Below are 17,327 nucleotides of genomic sequence, written 5' to 3' on the forward strand. Positions count from 1 at the left end.
GCCCGGACCGTTGCCCCGGCCGGCGGGGAGATTCCATGACACCGCGTCAGTAACCCATGGAACGGTCAAGATTTCGTTAGAGGCCCGAAGCAACGGAATAGTTGCCTGTGCATACGAGGTTTACCCAGCACTTATGACACGCGGAAGGCCTCACCCCATGCCAGAGACGACGACCGACCAGCCCACCCGGAAAGCGGGCGGCGCCGTGGTCCCCGTGCTCGCCTTCGCGGGCATCGTGGTCGCGGTGATGCAGACGCTGCTCGTGCCGGTCATCAAGGACCTGCCGCAGCTGCTGGACACCGCCCCCAGCAACGCCACCTGGGTCCTCACCTCGACCCTGCTGTCGGGCGCCGTCGCCACGCCGATCATGGGCCGGCTCGGCGACCTCTACGGCAAGCGCCGCATGCTGATCCTCAGCCTCGCCGTGATGGTGGTCGGCGCCCTGGTCAGCGCCCTCACCGACCAGCTGCTCACCATGATCGTCGGCCGTACCCTCCAGGGCTTCGCCATGGGCGCGATCCCGCTCGGCATCGGCCTGATGCGCGACATGCTGCCGCGCGAGAAGCTCGGCTCGGCCATGGCGCTGATGAGCTCCTCGATCGGCGTCGGCGGCGGCCTCGCACTGCCCGCCGCGGCCCTGGTCGCGCAGCACACCGACTGGCACGCCCTGTTCTACGGCGCCGCCGGCCTCGGCGTGCTCGCCATCCTCCTCACCCTCCTCACCGTCCCCGAGTCCCCGATGCGCGCGGAGGGCTCCTTCGACCTGTTCGGCGCGCTCGGCCTGTCCACCGGTCTGGTGCTCCTCCTGCTGCCCGTCACCAAGGGCAGCGACTGGGGCTGGTCCTCGGGCACCACGCTCGGTCTGTTCGCCGCGGCCGTCGTCGTCCTGCTGCTGTGGGGCCTGTTCGAGCTGCGCGTGCAGGCGCCCCTGGTCGACCTGCGCACCACCGCCCGCCGCGAGGTGCTGCTCACCAACCTGGCCTCGATCATGGTCGGCGTCAGCTTCTACGTCGTCTCGCTCGTCCTGCCCCAGCTGCTCCAGCTGCCCACCGCGACCGGTTACGGCCTCGGCCAGTCCATGGTCGTCGCGGGCCTGTGCGTGGCCCCGCTGGGCCTGACGATGATGTTCACCGCGCCGGTGTACGCCCGTCTGTCCGCCCGCTACGGCCCCAAGGTCACCCTGATCACCGGCCTGCTCGTCATCGCGATCGGCTACGGCGGCGGCCTCGGCCTGATGGACGCGGCCTGGCAGACGATCATCACGTCCGTCGTCCTCGGCGCGGGCATCGGCCTCGCCTACTCCTCGCTCCCCGCGCTCATCGTCGGCGCGGTCCCGGCCTCGGAGACCGGCGCGGCCAACGGCCTGAACACCCTGATGCGGTCCATCGGCACGTCGGTGTCGAGCGCCGTCATCGGCATGGTGCTGGCCAACACGGCGAACAACGTGAACGGCGTCGCGATCCCGACCATGCACGGGTTCCGGGTGTCCTTCCTGATCGCCACCGCCGCCGTCGCGGTGGGCCTGGTCCTGGCGGTCTTCCTGCCGAAGGCGGCCCGCCCGGCGCAGCACACGCAGCTGCGGGCGAGCAGCGAGGAGGACGCCGGCCTGGCGCGTGCCGAGGAGGTGCTGCGCGGGTTCCGCGGACGGGTCCTGGACGCCGGCGGCGCGCCCGTCGCCCGGGCCAAGGTCACCCTGATCGACCGCCGGGGGCGGCAGGCCGGCGCGACCGTCTCCGCGGAGGACGGCAGCTACGCGCTCGCCGTGCCGGAGCAGGGGGCGTACGTGGTGGCGGCGCGCGCCTTGGGCCACGGGCCGCTGGCCTCCTCGGCGACGCATCCCGGCGAGGAGCGGGCCGTCGACCTGGATCTCTCGCTGCCCGGGGAGACCGTGCGCGCCTGACCGGACGCCTCGCTGCCGGCCGCCCGGCGTCCGGCAGCGCCGTCGTGGCTGGTCGCACAGGTCCCCGCGCCCCCTTGCACCGCACCCCCTGTCCACGTGGGACGGGGGGTGCGGCAGCATGGGCGCTCGGACCGACGTACGACCGAAAGGCGACCCATGCCCGCCGCTCCCCAGCCCGAGATCCTGGCCGCGTTCGAGGCGGCGAAGGGGTTCATGCCCCTCGACGAGGGGCTCGCCCTCCACGACGCCGCCGTCACCGCCGGCCGGCTCGGGCTGCCGCTGCTGGAGGTCGGCACGTACTGCGGGCGCTCCACCGTCCTGCTGGCCGACGCCGCGCGCGCGGCCGGGGTCACGGCGCTCACCGTCGATCACCACCGGGGCAGCGAGGAGCAGCAGCCCGGCTGGGACTACCACGACCCGGAGACGGTCGATCCCGAGGTCGGCCTGATGGACACGCTGCCCACCTTCCGGCGCACGCTGTTCCGGGCGGGGCTGGAGGAGCACGTGGTCGCCCTCGTCGGCCGCTCCCCGCAGATCGCGGCGATCTGGAACTCCCCGCTCGGGTTCGTGTTCGTCGACGGCGGCCATACGGACGAACACGCCACCGCCGACTACGACGGCTGGGCGCCGCACGTCGCCGAGGGCGGTCTGCTGGTCATCCACGACGTCTTCCCGCACCCGGAGGACGAGTTCACCGGCCAGGCGCCGTACCGGGTGTACCTGCGGGCGCTCGCGTCCGGGGCGTTCACGGAGGTCTCGGCGACCGGCTCGCTGCGTGTCCTGCGGCGAACGGGAGCGGGGATCTGAGGCCCCGGTTAGAGTCGCAGACGTGTCGTACGTTGGCCCCGACTTCGATCCCCCGCAGCCCCGCAGGCCCCGCAGGCGCCCCCTGACCGTGGCGCTCGCCGCGCTGGTGCCCGGAGCGCTGCTCGGCTGGGTGGTGTACGAGGCGGTGGGCGGCGGTCCGGGAGGTGCGGACCGTACCGCCTCCCCCGCGCCGGCCCCGCGCACCTCCGCGGTGTCCTCCGCCCCGGCCCCTTCCCCGAGCGGCAGGAGCGGCACCGGCCCCGACGGCGGCGCCGACGACGGCAAGGCGTCCGCCTCGCCCACCGCCCGGCCGGGCGGTTCCGGCCCGCTCCAGGGGAAGGTCGTCGTCATCGACCCGGGACACAACCCGGGCAACTTCCGGCACACCGCCGAGATCAACCGCCAGGTGGACATCGGAACCAACCGCAAGGAGTGCGACACCACCGGGACGTCCACCAACGACGGTTACACCGAGGCGCGGTTCACGTTCGACGTGGCGCACCGGCTGCGGGACCTGCTGGAGCGGCAGGGCGCCACGGTGAGGCTCACGCGCGACGGCGACCGTCCGGCGTGGGGTCCGTGCGTGGACGAGCGGGCCCGGATCGGCAACACCGCGCGCGCGGACGCGGCGATCTCCATCCACGCCGACGGTTCCGCCCCCGGCAACCGCGGTTTCCACGTGATCCTGCCGGGCTCCGTGCACGCGGGTGCCGCCGACACCCGCGCGATCGTCGGTCCGTCCCACGATCTCGGGGTGCGTATCGCGGGCAACTTCCTCCGCGAGACGGGGGAGCCGCCCTCCAACTACCTCGGCGGCGGTACCGGTCTCGTCACGCGGACGGACCTGGGTGGTCTCAATCTGTCAACGGTTCCCAAGGTGTTCATCGAGTGCGGCAACATGCGCGATAGCAAGGACGCGGCACTGCTGACCAGCGGCGCCTGGCGCCAGCGGGCCGCGCAGGGGATCTCTGAGGGAATCGTGAGTTTCCTGCGCGGTTCGTGAGCGGCGGGCGGAACCGGCCGGACAGCCGGATCTTGCGGACGATAGTGTCTACCGACGACGAGACGACCTACGAAGGACCTGAAGTGAATATCCGCTCCCTCACTAGAGGCGACGGCGTGGTGATCGGAGCAGCGGTGGTGCTGTTCATCGCGTCGTTCCTCGACTTCTACAGCATCTCCGGCTTCGGCGACACGTACAGCCGGAGCGCGTGGGACAACCTGGGCATGGGCCTGGGCATCTACATGGGCGCGGTGATCGGTGCCGTTCTCATCGTCGTCAACCGCTGCCTGCCGCAGCCGCGCAAGGTGGCCGGGCTCGACCTCACCGCGGTCGGCACCGCCTTCGCGATCCTGGCGGCCTGGACGCTGCTGTGGACGCTGATCGACCTCGACAACGTGGACGCCGGCGCCGGTCTCGTCCTCGGGTTCATCGCCGCGCTCGTCCTGGCCGCCGCCGCCGTCGCCACCCCGCTGGTGCCCGCTCTCCAGGCCGCCCTGATCCCGGCGCCCAAGCCGGTCGCCCCGCAGCCCTACGGCGCCCAGCCGCCCGGTGGTTACGGCTACCCGGGCGCCCAGCCGCAGCAGCCCTACGGTGCGCAGCCGCAGCCGGGCCAGCCGTTCGGGCAGCAGCCGCCGGCCGCGCAGGCCGCCGCCCCGGCGCCGCAGCCGGCCGCTGCGGACTTCTCGCCGTTCTGGTTCGCCGTGCCGGTGCCCCGGCCACTGTTCTCGGAGGACGGTTCGCCGAACCAGATCGCCGAACTGGCCCCCGGTACGTGGTACTTGGCCGTCGAGCAGCGCGGTGCCGCGCTGGTCGCGCAGACCCAGGACGGCCGCCGAGGCCTGCTCCAGGACACCTCGGGCATCCAGCGCGGCTGACCCGTCCCGTCGCGTCGCAACGGCCCCTCGCCCTTCCGGGTGGGGGGCCGTTGCCGTACAGTCGCCCCCCGGCCGGTGTCTGACGATCCGTCAGGAGGTGGGCGCATGCGGCTCGGTCTCGCGCTCGGCTAGTGGGGACGCGGCCGGACACCGGTCATGTGCCGCTCGCCCGGGAGGTGGAGCGGCTCGGCTACGACTCGGTGTGGACGGCGGAGTCCTGGGGCTCGGACGCCTTCACCCCGCTGACCTGGATCGCCGCCCACACCTCACGGACCAGGCCGGGTACGGCGGTTGCCCAGACGGCCGCCCGCTCGCCGGCCGCGACGGCGATGCACGCGCTCACCCTGGACCACCTCTGCGGCGGACGCGTCCTGCTCGGGCTCGGCTGTCCGGGCCGCAGGTGGTGGAGGGCTGGTACGGCCGCCCGTTCCCGAAGTCGCCGCTGACCGCGACCCGGGAGTACGTGGACGTCGTACGACAGGTGCTGCGCCGGGAGGCGCCGGTGGCGGTGGACGGGCGCTTCCACCCGCTGCCCTACCGGGGCCCGGACGGCACCGGCCTCGGCAAGCCGCTCAAGCCGATCACCCATCCCCTGCGCCGCGACCTCCCCGTCCTCCTCGGCGCCGAGGGCCCCCGCGACGTCGCCCGGACGGTCCGGATCGCCGACGGCCGGCTGCCGCTGTACCGGGCGCCGAGCCGGCCCGAGGTGTACGGCGACGTGGTGCCAGAGGTGCCGAAGGGGTTCATGGTGGCACCGCTGGCCAGGGTGAAGGTCTGCGACGACGTGGCCGAGGGCCTCCTGCCCGTCAAGGCCATGCTCGGCTTCCACATCGGCGGGATGGGGCACGCGGCCCGCAACTTCCACGCCGATCTCATGGCCCGCACGGGGTACGAGGCCGAGGCCCGGCGGATCCTCGCCGGGCGCCGGAGGGAGGCCGTGCTGGCCGTGCCGGACGCCTTCGCCGACGAGATCTCCCTGGTCGGTCCGCGCGAACGCGTCGCCGAGCGGCTGGAGTTGTGGCGCCGGGGCCCGGTGACGGACCTGCCGGCCCTGTCCCCGGACCCGCACACGCTGCGCGTGCCGGCGGAGCTGAACTCCTAGGTGCGCCGTGCGGACGGCACCCCTAGCCCTTGGAGAGCTGGGAGGCCGAGGGCACCTGGTCCTTGACCGGGGCACCGGCGCTCTTGCCCGCGTCCTTGACGTCGCCGATGACGTCGTTGAACGAGTTCACCGCGTTCTCGTCGCCCTTGCGGAGCTTGGACGGCAGGTTCTTCAGGGCCTCGATGCCGTTGCTCAGGGGCGCGAGCGCCTTGGAGAGGGTCGGGTCGGCCTGGGCGTTCTTCTGGGCCGCCTTGAGCCGGTTGTAGGCGAAGGCACCGGCGAGACCGGCCTTGATCAGGGCCGTCCTGCGGCCCTTGGCGCCCTTCTTGAACTTGCCTTCCTTCCAGGGCTTGACGATCCACTGGTAGGTCGCGCCGGCGGCGAGGCCCGCGTCCACCACGAAGCGTGTCTTGGCGAACTTGCGCTTCTCCGCGGACGTGGTCGGGCTGGGGGTGTCGGCGGCGGGCACGACCTGTGCCGCCGCGGTGTCCTTCGTACTGCTCTTCTCGCTGCCCCCACAGGCGGTGGCACCCGCCACCAGGGCGCAGCACAAGGTGAGCGCCACCACGAGGCGCCGTATCGGTACGGGCACGGAGTCCTCCGGACGTGTCCTCCCCGAGCGGTCTGCTTCCTCCGGCAGCCTCGCCCGGGGCCGCGGGGTGCGCCACCCGGGCGACGCCGTCCGGGTGGAGTCCGGGCCGGGTCCGGGTTCCCTCCGGGCTGTGTGGGGGGTTTCACGGCACACCGCCCGGCAATCCGGAAAGTATGTCCCCTCGATATCGCAACGGCGCGAACCAGGCCGGGACGGTCATCGCGATCGTCGCCGACATCATGGCGTTGATCCTCGGTCTGTGGATCCTGATGTACCTGCTGGACGCGAACCGGGCGAACAGCCTGGTCCAGTTCGTCCATGACGCGGCCGCCTGGCTGGCCGGCTGGTCCCACGACCTCTTCACCTTCGACGAGGCCTGGGCCCGGGTGGTCGCCGGATACGGGCTCGCCGCGGTGGTCTACCTGTTCGTGGGCCATGCCATAGCCAACCGGATGCACCGGCACTGACCCCGGCGCGGCCGGCCGGGCCGGCCCCTGGCGGGGTCAGCCGCAGCAGTCCGGGTCGAGGCCGGCCGGCAGGTGCTGGCCGCCGAACACCGCGCACGTGGCGTCGTGGCCGCCCAGCGCGGCCACGGCCAGCAGCAGGGAGCCGGCCGTCCAGGTGGTCAGCTCGCGGGGCCAGACGGCGTCGTCGTCGAAGACGTAGCCCGTCCAGTACAGGCCGCTGTCCGGGTCCCGCAGGTGCTGGATGGACTGGAGGATCTCCAGGGCCCGGTCGGACTCGCCCATCGCCCACAGGGCCAGGGCGAGTTCGCTGGACTCGCCGCCGGTCACCCAGGGGTTCGGGACCACGCAGCGCACACCGAGGCCGGGGACGACGAACCGGTCCCAGCCGGCCTCGATGCGGGCCTTGGCCTCCGCTCCGGTGAGCGCGCCACCGAGGACCGGGTAGTACCAGTCCATCGAGTAGCGGTCCTTGTCCAGGAAGCGCTCCGGGTGGCGGCGGATCGCGTGGCGGAGGGAGCCGGCGGCCAACTCCCAGTCCGGCTGCGGCTCTTCCCGTTCCTCGGCGATGGCGAGCGCGCACCGCAGGGCGTGGTGGATGGAGGAGCTGCCCGTCAGCAGCGCGTCCGTCGCCGGCGTGCCGTCGTCCTCGCGGCGCCAGCCGATCTGCCCCCCGGGCTGCTGGAGGCGCAGCACCCACTCGACGGCCGCGTACACGGTCGGCCACATGCGGTCCAGGAACGTGTCGTCGCCGGTGGACAGGTAATGGTGCCAGACGCCGACGGCTATGTAGGCGACGAAGTTCGACTCGCGGGCGCGGTCCGTGATCGCGTCGTGGGCGCCGTCGGCGTAGGCGGCGTACCAGGAGCCGTCCTCGTTCTGGTGCCGGGCGAGCCAGCCGTACGCCCGCTCGGCGGCGTCGTGCTCACCGGCCGCGTCCAGGGCCATCGCGGCCTCGGTGTGGTCCCACGGGTCGAGGTGATGCCCGCGGAACCATGGGATCGCGCCGTCCTCCCGCTGCACGGCCAGGATGCCGGCGACGGTCGCGGCAGCCTGCTCGGCGGTGAGGACCCCGGGCAGGACGAGGTGTTCTGTCCGGGGGGTGGTCACTCGGCGGCCGCCCCTTCGGACAGCCGCGGCAGGTGCGGCTTGGTCGCGTAGACCACGAAGCTCTTGCCGATCAGCGGGTTGAGGGCCTGCTCGGCCAGCCGGGTGGCGAACGGCTTCTTCATGATGTCCCAGACCAGCAGCTTGTGGTACGCCCGCACCGGCAGCGCCTTGTCGTTGTCGACGCCGAACGCGCACTTCAGCCACCAGTAGGGCGAGTGCAGCGCGTGCGCGTGGTGGCTGCCGTACGGCTTCAGACCCGCCTCGCGGATCTTCGCGACCAGCTCGTCGGCCTTGTAGATGCGGATGTGGCCGCCCTCGACCTCGTGGTAGGCGTCGGACAGCGCCCAGCAGACCTTCTCGGGGCCGTAGCGCGGCACGGTGATCGCGATGCGCCCGCCCGGCTTGAGCACGCGGACCATCTCGGCGAGCACGCCCTTGTCGTCGGGGATGTGCTCCATCACCTCGGAGATGATGACGACGTCGAAGGACTCGTCGGGGAACGGCAGGGCGAGGGCGTCGCCCTCCATGGCCGTGGCGGTGGCGCCCTGCGGGGCCTCCCCGGCCTCCTTCATCGCCGCGAACCACTTGGCGACCTCGCGGATCTCCTCGCCGTTCTGGTCCAGGGCCACGACCTGGGCGCCGCGCCGGTAGCACTCGAAGGCGTGCCGGCCGGCTCCGCAGCCGAGGTCCAGGACACGGTCGCCGGGGGCGAGCGGGAACCGGGAGAAGTCGACGGTCAGCACGTGGCCCTGCTTTCGGAGGAGACGCCTGCAACACTTGCCGGGGCCGCGGAGCGGCCGGGGGTCCGGGCCGCGGAGCGGCTCGGGGAGTGGCCCGCGGAGCGGGCGATGGCCTCGCGGTAGTGGGCCACGGTGCCCTCGGCTGCGCGGGCCCAGGTGAAGCGGTCGAGCACCCGCCGGCGGCCCGCGTGGCCGAGGCGCGCCCGCAGTTCCGGGTCCCCGAGCAGCCGGTTCAGCCCGGCGGCCAGCGCCCCCGCGTCACCGGGCGGTACGGCCAGGCAGGTCTCGCCGTCCGGGCCCGCGACCTCGGGGATCGCGCCGCCGGTGGTGGCGAGCAGCGGGGTCCCGGTGGCCATGGCCTCGGCGGCGGGCAGCGAGAAGCCCTCGTACAGGGACGGCACGCAGGCCACCTGGGCGGAGCGGATCAGGTCGACCAGCTCGGCGTCGGAGATGCCCTTGACGAAGTCGACGGCGCCTTCGAGGCCGTACCGCTCGATGGCCTGGGCGACGGGGCCCTCCTGCGGGCGCTTGCCGACGACGACCAGGTGGGCGGCGGGGTGCTCGGTGCGCACCTTGGCGAGCGCCTCCACGAGGAACACCAGCCCCTTCAGCGGCACGTCGGCGCTGGAGGTGGTGACGATCCGGCCCGGCACCTCGGGGACGGCCGGATCCGGCGCGAACAGGTCGGTGTCGGCGCCGATGTGGACGACGTGGACCCGCTCGTCACGGACGCCGAGGTGGTCCACGATCTCCTGGCGGGAGCTGCCGGAGACGGTGAGGATCGAGGGCAGCCGGCGGGCGACGCGCTTCTGCATGCGGGTGAAGGCGTACCAGCGGCGCACCGAGTAGCGGCGCTGCCAGGTGTCGGCGGCGTCCAGCTCCAGCTGCCGGTCCACGGTGATGGGGTGGTGGACCGTGGTGACCAGGGGCGCGCCGAGGTCGCCCAACAGGCCGTAGCCCAGGGTCTGGTTGTCGTGGACGACGTCGAACTCACCGCGCCGGGCGCGCAGATGCCGGCGGGCGCGCAGCGAGAAGGTCAGCGGCTCGGGGAAGCCGCCGGTCCACATGGTCCCGACCTCCAGGGCGTCGATCCAGTCCCGGTACTCCTCCCGCTTCGGGGTGCGGAAGGGGTCGGGCTGGCGGTAGAGGTCGAGGCTCGGCAGCTCGGTGAGGGTGAGGCCGGGGTGGCCCTCGTCGAGGACGGGGTACGGCTGGGAGCCGATGACCTCCACGCGGTGGCCGAGGCGGGCCAGCTCGCGCGAGAGGTGTCGTACGTAGACACCCTGGCCCCCGCAGAACGGGTTCCCTTTGTAGGTGAGGAGCGCGATGTCGAGCGGTCGTCCGCCGTCGGCAGCGGGTTCCTGGTCGGCACCCGCTTCCCGGGCCTCAGCGGTCACTCCGTGCCCCCTTCTGCCTGCACTGTCCCGCGAGACTACGACGGGACGCTAATCTAGAACAAGTTTCAGACTTGATCGTTCAAGAGCCTCTGAATCTACCGGCAGGTAGGGGCGCTGTGAGCAGTGGATCAGGTGATTCGCGCCACGGCGCGCCGCCCTGCCATGCTGTCCGATCACGAGCCCAACAGACGGCCTCACCGACTGTCACGGAACGGGGACCCATGCCCGCGGAAGCCAGCACCTCGCGTCCGGCCTCGCCCCTCACCGAGCGGCAGGAGGCCCGCCGTCGCAGGATCCTGCACGCGAGCGCGCAGCTGGCGAGCCGGGGAGGGTTCGACGCCGTGCAGATGCGTGAGGTGGCCGAGTCGTCGCAGGTGGCTCTCGGCACGCTGTACCGCTACTTCCCGTCCAAGGTGCATCTACTGGTCGCCACCATGCAGGACCAGCTGGAGCACATGCACGGGACCCTGCGCAAGAAGCCCCCGGCGGGCGACACCGCCGCCGAGCGGGTCGCGGAGACCCTGATGCGGGCCTTCCGGGCCCTGCAGCGCGAGCCGCATCTGGCCGACGCGATGGTCCGCGCCCTCACCTTCGCCGACCGCGGCGTCTCGCCGGAGGTCGACCAGGTCTCCCGCCAGACGACCGCGATCATCCTGGACGCCATGGGGCAGGCGGACCCCACCCCCGAGCAGCTCTCCGCGGTCCGGGTCATCGAGCACACCTGGCACTCGGCCCTCATCACCTGGCTGTCGGGCCGCGCCTCCATCGCCCAGGTGAAGATCGACATCGAGACCGTGTGCCGGCTGATCGACCTGACGGAGCCGGAGGGGCACGGGGCGGGGCACGCGTAAGACCTACGAGACGGGTTCCCTTCGCCGGTATGGTCCGGATCAGGTAATGGGGGTCGCCGTCCGGCCTGACTGCTGCCTTCCGGCCTCTCAGCCCTACCGTCGCTGTCGGCCCGGGCGGATGCCTGCGCATCCCGCCTGAGTCGGCTACTCCGGTCGGACTCCCTCACTCGCCTCGTAGGCCAATACCAGGATAGAACGGATACCGGCCGACGGAACCCCCCATTTCCGACCAATTCGCCACAATGAGGTGGAGGACTCAGCCGACCGGGGCCAGCCCGCTCCAGCTCCGGCCGACCGGCGTCTGCGCCGCCCACTGGCCGAGCAGCCGGCGGGCCTCCTCCTCGGGCGCCGCGAAGGACACCCGCTGCGCACCCGCGTGGGCCTTCCGCTCCTGCTCGTGCGTGCCCTCGCTGCAACAGGCGCACAGCACCTCGAAGCCGCTCGCCGGCTCGGCACCGTAGCCGTGCCGGTCGAAGAGCTCGACCAGCGCGTCGAGGTCGGCCACCTCGCCCGCGTGCACCGTCGCGGTCAGCGTCGGCAGGTCGGAGGCCTGGAAGAGCAGGAGTTCGTCGAAGACGGGGTACTCGCGCCCCTCGACGACCCGCCGCCCCTTCGGCTCCCCGTCGTGGACGACGATCTCACCGAAGCGGCGTCCGCCGGTCACCGGCACGTTCACCACCCGGCCGCGCGTCGGACAGAGCCGGTCGATCCAGACGACCTCCCGTTCCCCGCCCGTGTCCAGCCGGACGCACGCCGGCCCGAACCGCCCGTTGATCTCGCCCTCACCCGGCGGGAGTCGGATACCGAACCCCTCCCAGGCGTCCCTGGCCGTCGCCCAGTCACGCTGGACGGTCGCCGCGATGCCGAGGTTCCAGTACGCCGGATCGCCCTCACCCCGCGGAGCCCGGGCGGCGGCCTCGCGGCCCAGCTCGTACGCCTTCCCCCAGTTGCGCAGGAACTTGTGGGCGAGCGCGGCGTCGTACCACCACACCGAGCTCTTCGGCTCGTCCGGGTAGTGCGCGAGGACCCGCTCGAACAGCCCGGCGGCGGTCAGCCAGTCCTCGGCGTCCCAGGCCTCGTAGGCCTGGTCGATCAACTGCTTGGCCTCGGACTTGTGCACTCTTTTCCCACCCTGCTCGCCATGTCGCGGTACACCGGAACCGCAGGAGCGTACCCCGCCGCCCGCGGGGACCCGGCTGTGACAAGGGTGACGCAGCGCCGGGTTGTTCCCTCCGGTCGCGGTGGTGATCAGCCGGACGGGCGGGCGGAGGGGCGGAGACCGGACGGTGACGGCGTTCGATCACGGCGGGGGCGTACGGTCGGTCCGGGTGCCCATCCCGGACAACCCCCTCGGCCACACGCTGGTGTACGTGGTGGACACCGGCCGGGGCCCGGTGCTGATCGACACCGGCTGGGACGACCCCGGCTCCTGGGACACCCTGGTGGCGGGGCTCGCGGCCTGCGGTACGGCGGTCGGGGAGGTCCACGGCGTCGTCATCCCCCACCACCACCCCGACCACCACCGCCTGTCGGCGCGGGTCCGCGAGGCGTCCGACGCCTGGGTGGCGCTGCACGCGGCCGACGCGGCGATCGTGCGGCGGACGGCGCAGACCCGGCCGGAGCGGTGGTTGTCGTACATGGCGGCCAAGCTGACGGCGGCCGGGGCGCCCGAGGAGCACGTGGCGCCGCTGCGCACCCCCCGCGCCCGCGCCCTGCCCGGCCTCTCCCCCGCCCTGCCGGACCGCGAGACCGTCCCCGGCGAGCTGCTCGACCTGCCGGGACGGCGGCTGCGCGCGATCTGGACCCCCGGGCACACTCCGGGCCATGTCTGCCTCCATCTGGAGGAGGAGCACCCGGCGCGACTGCCCGGCCACGGGCGCCTGTTCAGCGGCGACCACCTGCTGCCGGAGATCTCCCCGCACATCGGCCTGTACGAGGACCCCGACGACGCGACGGTCACCGATCCCCCTCGGTGACTACCTCGCCTCCCTGGAGCGGATCGGCCGGCTCACCCCCGCCGAGGTCCTCCCGGCCCACCAGCACCCCTTCACCGACGCCCCCGGCCGCGTCCGGGCACTGCTCGACCACCACGAGAGCCGCCTGGCCGGCCTCCTCGCCCTCCTCGCCGAGCCCCTCACCCCCTGGCAGCTCGCCGAGCGCATGGAGTGGAACCGCCCCTGGCCCGACATCCCCCACGGCTCCCGCACCATCGCCGTCTCGGAGGCGGAGTCCCACCTGCGCCGCCTGGTGAAACCGGGCCGCGCGGAACCGGTACCGGGGAGCGAGCCGGTGGCGTACGTGGCGGTGTGACCCGCGGCCCGGGCCGGCCCCGGCCACGACGGCCCGACCACCCCATCGGCCGCAGCCGTCGGTCCCTCAGTCCAGCCCCGCCGCCTCCCGTTCCGCCGGTGTCAGCGGCGGCCCCGGCAGGGGGCCCTTGCGGGTGCCGAAGCAGAGGGTCCAGAGCATGTCGGGGGCGAAGAGGCGGGCCGCCGGGGTGCGCAGGCTCATGACGTCCAGCAGGCCGCGCAGGGCGTGCGGGTTCTCGGAGCCGGCGGCCACCGCCTTGTCGACGTAGGCGGTGAGGAGGCGTTCGACGGGGGTCGGCGGCTGGGGCGCGGCTCCGGGGTAGTAGGCGTCCTGGCCGACCGCCAGGTTCCACGCGTTGCCCACCGGCCGGGCCACCGCGCGCTGGATCCGGCGGGCGGTGCCGGGGGCGGTGGGGCCGTACCGGTCGAGGGTCCGGCCGAGGGCGAGGGCGCTCTGCGCGGCGACGGACAGGCCGTGGCCGTAGACCGGGTTGTAGCCGGCGACGGCGTCCCCGAGGACGGCGAAGCCCTCCGGCCAGGTCCGGGCCTTCTCGTAGAAGCGGCGGCGGTTGGCCGTGCTGCGGGTCGTCACCGGGTCGGTCAGCGGCTTCGCCCGCGTGAGGAGCCTGCCGATGACCGGGTCCTTCAGGGCCGTGAGCGCGAAGTGCTCGAACGCGTCCGGGTCCGCGGAGGGTTCACCGCCCCGGGTGCCGGACAGCGTGACCAGCCAGCGGTCGCCCTCGATCGGTACGACGACCCCGCCCCGGCCGGGCGCGTCGCGCGGGTCGGCCTGCACGTTCACCACCGGGTAGCGCAGCCTCGCCGCGGCGTCCGGGGCCGCGTAGACGCGGCTGGCGTAGGCGACGCCCGCGTCGACCACCCGCTCCTCGACCGGCGCGTGGCCCAGCGCCCGCAGCCAGGCGTCCGCCTGGGAGCCGCGCCCGCTCGCGTCGACCACCAGGTCGGCGTGCAGCGTGTCACCCGCGGGCAGGCGGACGCCGGTCACCCGCCGGCGGTCGCCGGTCAGACCCGCCACCCGGATCCCGTCGCGCAGGGTGATCCGGCGCCCGGCGAGGACGTCGGCGCGGACCACCGCGTCCAGCAGGTCCCGGCTGCACACGATCATGTGGTGCCGGGAGTCGGTGAAGCGCCGGAACCACTGCCCGGAGGGCGCCTTGCTGACCAGGTCCCGCATCACCCCGATGAGCCCCGCGCCCCGTGCGGTCAGCTCCCCGGTGACGCCCGGCAGCAGCTCCTCCAGCGCGGCCACCCCGCCGGACCACAGCAGATGGGCGTGCCGGGCCTGGGGCAGGCCCTTGCGCGGCTCGGGGCCCTCGGGCAGCCGGTCGGCCTCCACGATCGTCACCTCGTGGAAGCGGCTGGCGAGCACGGACGCGGCGAGCATGCCGGCCGTGCTGCCGCCGATGACGAGCGCGGTACGGCGGGCGGTGGGCATGTCAGGCATGTGAGGTGAGACCTTCCGTGGCGACCGCCTGCCGGCGGAACCGTTCGATGGCCGCCGCGTGGTTCCGCAACGCGTGCGCGACCGACTCCAGTTCGCTGTCGGGGACGAAGGCGGCCCCGGCCCGCCCGGCCGGCAGCGGACGGGCGCGGTCCGCGGGCGCGTGCAGCGCGTCGGCCGCGACGAGGATGTCCACCGCCGCCGCGATGCCCCGCGCCACGGACCGCGGGTAGCCCGCCGCCGTCGCCGCCGTCCGCGTCCGCTCGCGCCGCGTCGCGCACAGGTGCGGGGCGAGCTTGAGCAGCCCGTCGTTGATGGCGGCCCGGCGCAGCTCCAGACGGAGGGCGGCACCGCTGACCCGGCCGGTCGCGGGCGCCGCCGGCGCGGTGACCGCCAGCATGGTCTGCCACAGCGGCTTCAGCCGGCGGTGGGTGCGCACCAGCCTCCGGTGCTCCGTCGCCCACGGCCCGGCCTGCCCGGCGATGAAGCCGACGGCCACCAGCACCGCCTCGGCGATGGCGAACGGCGGGGCGGCGTACGTGGAGAGCCAGTCCCAGTTCCGGCCGCTCCAGCGGGCGCCGATCGCGGCGAGCTTGGCGGCGTCGAAGAGGAGCCCGAGGGCGTAGGCCACCTGGAGGAAGATCACCGCCCGGCGCAGCCAGGCCTCCTCGACCTCCCGGTACCAGGCCCACAGCATGCCCGCCGCGACGAGCGCGGACACCAGGTGGGCGACGAGGTAGAGCAGCACGAACTCGCGCATCCACGGCGTGCCCGCGTAGTACGTGTCGAGGTCCCGCGTGCGCTCCGCCCGGTGGTCGCCGAGCAGGAACGTCGTCCACAGGCCGACGATGATGACGGTGTACGCCACCCAGACCAGGCGGGTGCGCCGGCGGCGCACGGCGGACGGCGGCTCCCGCCAGGTGATGATGAGCCACAGGCAGGCACCGCAATACGCGGTCAGCAGCGAGTACACCCACAGCCCGGCGAAGTTGGGGATGCCGGACAGGACGTTGATGCGGTGCAGGTTGGCCGGTGGCAGCGAGGCGAAGCAGACCGCGCCGATGCCGAGCAGCAGGGCGGTGGCCCGCAGGATCGGGTCCTGCCAGGCCCGCCGGAGCAGCGGCAGCTTGATGACGAAGGCCACGGCGAGCAGGGCGGCCGGGACGGCGTAGGCGGCGAAGGAACCGGCGATGTCCCAGCGCATCAGGGCCCGCCGATGTTGCCCAGCGAGGACGACAGCCGGTCGGTGAGGGTGTCCTGGGTCATCCGGCCCGCCGCACCCGGCCCGACGACCTTGGAGAACTTCGCGGCCAGACGCAGCCCGCACTCCTCGGCCTCCCACTCGGCCTCGGCCGCCGCCGCGGCGGGCGACCGGGTGGCCATGGCGACCACCCGGTCCCACGGGACGTCGTCCTCGGCGCGGGAGAGCAGCCGACGGGCGGCGGCGGGCAGGCCGGACGGGTAGTGCACGTCCAGCGTGCCGTAGTGGATGTGCCCGATCTCGTGGCCGGCGATGACGAACTTGTGCGGGTCCGGGGCCCGGTCCTCGACCACGACGATGTAGTCCTCGTCCCGGGCGAGGGTGACCCCGGAGACGTCCAGGCCCGGTGGGAAGGCGACGAACTTCAGCCGGACCGGGCGGTCGAGCTGCGGGCTGAGCGTGGCGCACAGCGCGTGCAGGAACGCCTCCGGGCCCGTCGGCGGGGTGAGGGTGCGGACCGTGTCGCGCACGAGCCGGTCGAGGAAGCGTCTCGGGGACCTGAAGTGCTTGGACAGCGGCGCCGACCGCGGGTACGGCGCCGGCTTCGGAGCCTTGCCGCTCGGTTCAGGCACGCCCGGCGTCCTCCGCCCGCTCGGAGGCGATGATCATCTCGGCCAGGTCGGCGAGGGTGGCGAGCTGGCGGGCGTTCATCTGCGGGGCGCGGGCGGCCAGTCGTACCAGCCCGCTCTCGCGCAGCCGCAGCAGCGGGTCGGCCTCCGCCTCCAGGCTCTTCAGCACCGGTTGCAGCGCCTCGTGCAGCGCCTCCGGCTCGTCCGCCGTGAAGAAGCCGGCGGGCAGGCCGAAGAACCGGCGCAGCCGGTCGGCGTGTTCCAGGCTCGGCATCCCGCTCTTGCGCCACTCGCTCAGCCACTGCCGGCTGGTTCCGGCGATCCTGGCCAGCTCGTCCAGCGAGTACCGCTTGCCGTCCGGACGGCGCCGGGTCTCCCGTATGAAGTCCAGCCGCTGGCGCACGCGTTCGGCCAGGCCCGTCTCGGGTGCGCGACCGCCGGAGAGCAGGTCGACGACGACGCCGACGGGGATGCCCGTGCGGTGGGAGAGACCGGCCACGTCCAAGGCCTCCGGCAGCCGGCCGGGACGGCCGGTCAACTCGCCGAGCCGGTCGAGGGCATCGGCCAGCGAGGCGTACGCGTCACTCACCGAGGTCCCCCCTGGGCGTGTCGTCCGTTCGGTGGCTGGGCTGACGGCGAGGCTACCCGTTCGCCCGTTCGGCGACCAGACGTGACAACGCTCCCTGCCTAATTAGGCAGCTATCGTTGACAGTTAGGGGCGCGGTGGGTGAGGATCACCGCACGGAGAGCAAGATTCCGACCCGCCTCGGGTGCCGCCTATGGGGGAGCGGCACCCGGGGCGTCTCCTTGTGGGCCCGCGGGCACCCGTGAAGTCGGCCCGTCAAGGCGCAGCGCTCCCGGTGACCGCATCTCCTCCGAAGCCCT

At 73.4% G+C, this 17,327-nt stretch carries 15 protein-coding genes and 2 pseudogenes; 8 read left to right on the top strand and 9 right to left on the bottom strand.

All coding sequences use genetic code 11. From position 1 onward, the window contains the following. The first annotated feature begins 157 nt into the window (after nt 1-157). The 5 genes and pseudogenes from ABZV94_RS10190 (at nt 158) to ABZV94_RS10210 (ending at nt 5,687) form a co-directional block, all read left to right on the top strand. Nucleotides 158-1,900: an MFS transporter gene (locus ABZV94_RS10190; protein ID WP_356339234.1), complete on the top strand. Its 1,743-nt coding sequence runs from the start codon at nt 158-160 to the stop codon at nt 1,898-1,900. A gap of 156 nt (nt 1,901-2,056) precedes the next feature. Next, entirely contained in the window at nt 2,057-2,707 is a 651-nt protein-coding gene (locus tag ABZV94_RS10195; RefSeq protein WP_356339236.1) for a class I SAM-dependent methyltransferase, read from the top strand. 22 nt (nt 2,708-2,729) lie between these two features. Further along, nucleotides 2,730-3,710, top strand: a complete 981-nt coding sequence (locus tag ABZV94_RS10200; protein ID WP_356339239.1) for an N-acetylmuramoyl-L-alanine amidase — start codon at nt 2,730-2,732, stop codon at nt 3,708-3,710. Nucleotides 3,711-3,793: 83 nt separating this feature from the next. Then, nucleotides 3,794-4,585: a DUF5336 domain-containing protein gene (locus tag ABZV94_RS10205; RefSeq protein WP_356339241.1), complete on the top strand. Its 792-nt coding sequence runs from the start codon at nt 3,794-3,796 to the stop codon at nt 4,583-4,585. Between the two features lie 105 nt (nt 4,586-4,690). Further along, nucleotides 4,691-5,687 (top strand): annotated as a pseudogene (locus ABZV94_RS10210) (LLM class F420-dependent oxidoreductase). A 22-nt stretch (nt 5,688-5,709) separates the two neighbouring features. Here the strand turns inward: ABZV94_RS10210 and ABZV94_RS10215 are convergent. Then, nucleotides 5,710-6,279: a hypothetical protein gene (locus ABZV94_RS10215; RefSeq protein ID WP_356339243.1), complete on the bottom strand. Its 570-nt coding sequence runs from the start codon at nt 6,277-6,279 to the stop codon at nt 5,710-5,712. Between the two features lie 173 nt (nt 6,280-6,452). Here ABZV94_RS10215 and ABZV94_RS10220 point away from each other — a divergent pair, with 173 nt between their 5' ends. Next, a complete protein-coding gene (locus tag ABZV94_RS10220; RefSeq protein ID WP_356339245.1) occupies nt 6,453-6,746 on the top strand; it encodes a hypothetical protein in 294 nt (97 codons plus the stop codon). A gap of 36 nt (nt 6,747-6,782) precedes the next feature. Here the strand turns inward: ABZV94_RS10220 and ABZV94_RS10225 are convergent, their stop codons facing one another. The 3 genes from ABZV94_RS10225 to ABZV94_RS10235 are packed head-to-tail and all read right to left on the bottom strand — an operon-like array spanning nt 6,783 to nt 9,990. Next, complete coding sequence (locus ABZV94_RS10225; RefSeq protein WP_356339247.1) at nt 6,783-7,853, bottom strand: prenyltransferase/squalene oxidase repeat-containing protein; 1,071 nt, start codon at nt 7,851-7,853, stop codon at nt 6,783-6,785. Next, entirely contained in the window at nt 7,850-8,596 is a 747-nt protein-coding gene (locus ABZV94_RS10230; protein ID WP_356339249.1) for a class I SAM-dependent methyltransferase, read from the bottom strand. The genes ABZV94_RS10225 and ABZV94_RS10230 overlap by 4 nt, the downstream gene beginning before the upstream one ends. Continuing rightward, nucleotides 8,590-9,990 (bottom strand): glycosyltransferase family 4 protein, encoded by a 1,401-nt coding sequence (locus ABZV94_RS10235; protein ID WP_356339251.1) that lies wholly within the window; start codon nt 9,988-9,990, stop codon nt 8,590-8,592. The genes ABZV94_RS10230 and ABZV94_RS10235 overlap by 7 nt, the downstream gene beginning before the upstream one ends. A gap of 221 nt (nt 9,991-10,211) precedes the next feature. On the opposite strand from ABZV94_RS10235, the gene ABZV94_RS10240 reads away from it, so the two are divergent. Further along, nucleotides 10,212-10,841 (top strand): TetR family transcriptional regulator, encoded by a 630-nt coding sequence (locus ABZV94_RS10240; protein WP_356339253.1) that lies wholly within the window; start codon nt 10,212-10,214, stop codon nt 10,839-10,841. 256 nt (nt 10,842-11,097) lie between these two features. Here ABZV94_RS10240 and ABZV94_RS10245 read toward each other — a convergent pair whose 3' ends face one another. Then, nucleotides 11,098-11,961 (bottom strand): tetratricopeptide repeat protein, encoded by an 864-nt coding sequence (locus ABZV94_RS10245; RefSeq protein WP_356339255.1) that lies wholly within the window; start codon nt 11,959-11,961, stop codon nt 11,098-11,100. A gap of 166 nt (nt 11,962-12,127) precedes the next feature. Between ABZV94_RS10245 and ABZV94_RS10250 the strand changes: the two are divergent. Continuing rightward, a pseudogene (locus ABZV94_RS10250) lies at nt 12,128-13,151 on the top strand (MBL fold metallo-hydrolase). A 66-nt stretch (nt 13,152-13,217) separates the two neighbouring features. Here the strand turns inward: ABZV94_RS10250 and ABZV94_RS10255 are convergent. The 4 genes from ABZV94_RS10255 to ABZV94_RS10270 are packed head-to-tail and all read right to left on the bottom strand — an operon-like array spanning nt 13,218 to nt 17,031. Next, entirely contained in the window at nt 13,218-14,615 is a 1,398-nt protein-coding gene (locus tag ABZV94_RS10255; RefSeq protein ID WP_356339258.1) for an FAD-dependent monooxygenase, read from the bottom strand. Continuing rightward, nucleotides 14,608-15,816, bottom strand: coding sequence for an MAB_1171c family putative transporter (locus ABZV94_RS10260; RefSeq protein ID WP_356339260.1), 1,209 nt, complete (start codon nt 15,814-15,816; stop codon nt 14,608-14,610). The genes ABZV94_RS10255 and ABZV94_RS10260 overlap by 8 nt, the downstream gene beginning before the upstream one ends. Continuing rightward, complete coding sequence (locus ABZV94_RS10265; RefSeq protein ID WP_356339261.1) at nt 15,816-16,445, bottom strand: hypothetical protein; 630 nt, start codon at nt 16,443-16,445, stop codon at nt 15,816-15,818. The genes ABZV94_RS10260 and ABZV94_RS10265 overlap by 1 nt, the downstream gene beginning before the upstream one ends. Further along, complete coding sequence (locus tag ABZV94_RS10270) at nt 16,438-17,031, bottom strand: helix-turn-helix transcriptional regulator (RefSeq protein ID WP_356339263.1); 594 nt, start codon at nt 17,029-17,031, stop codon at nt 16,438-16,440. Before ABZV94_RS10270 ends, ABZV94_RS10265 begins: the two co-directional genes overlap by 8 nt. Nucleotides 17,032-17,327: the final 296 nt, after the last annotated feature.

It is taken from the genome of Streptomyces sp. NPDC004658, from assembly GCF_040609555.1.
Lineage (GTDB): Bacteria > Actinomycetota > Actinomycetes > Streptomycetales > Streptomycetaceae > Streptomyces.

Bases quoted from the DNA above. Each gene is read 5' to 3' on its own strand.
- ABZV94_RS10220 (WP_356339245.1), top strand. From the start codon at position 6,453: ATGTCCCCTCGATATCGCAACGGCGCGAACCAGGCCGGGACGGTCATC.
- ABZV94_RS10240 (WP_356339253.1), top strand. From the start codon at position 10,212: ATGCCCGCGGAAGCCAGCACCTCGCGTCCGGCCTCGCCCCTCACCGAG.
- ABZV94_RS10195 (WP_356339236.1), top strand. From the start codon at position 2,057: ATGCCCGCCGCTCCCCAGCCCGAGATCCTGGCCGCGTTCGAGGCGGCG.
- ABZV94_RS10260 (WP_356339260.1), bottom strand. From the start codon at position 15,816: ATGCGCTGGGACATCGCCGGTTCCTTCGCCGCCTACGCCGTCCCGGCC.
- ABZV94_RS10190 (WP_356339234.1), top strand. From the start codon at position 158: ATGCCAGAGACGACGACCGACCAGCCCACCCGGAAAGCGGGCGGCGCC.
- ABZV94_RS10255 (WP_356339258.1), bottom strand. From the start codon at position 14,615: ATGCCTGACATGCCCACCGCCCGCCGTACCGCGCTCGTCATCGGCGGC.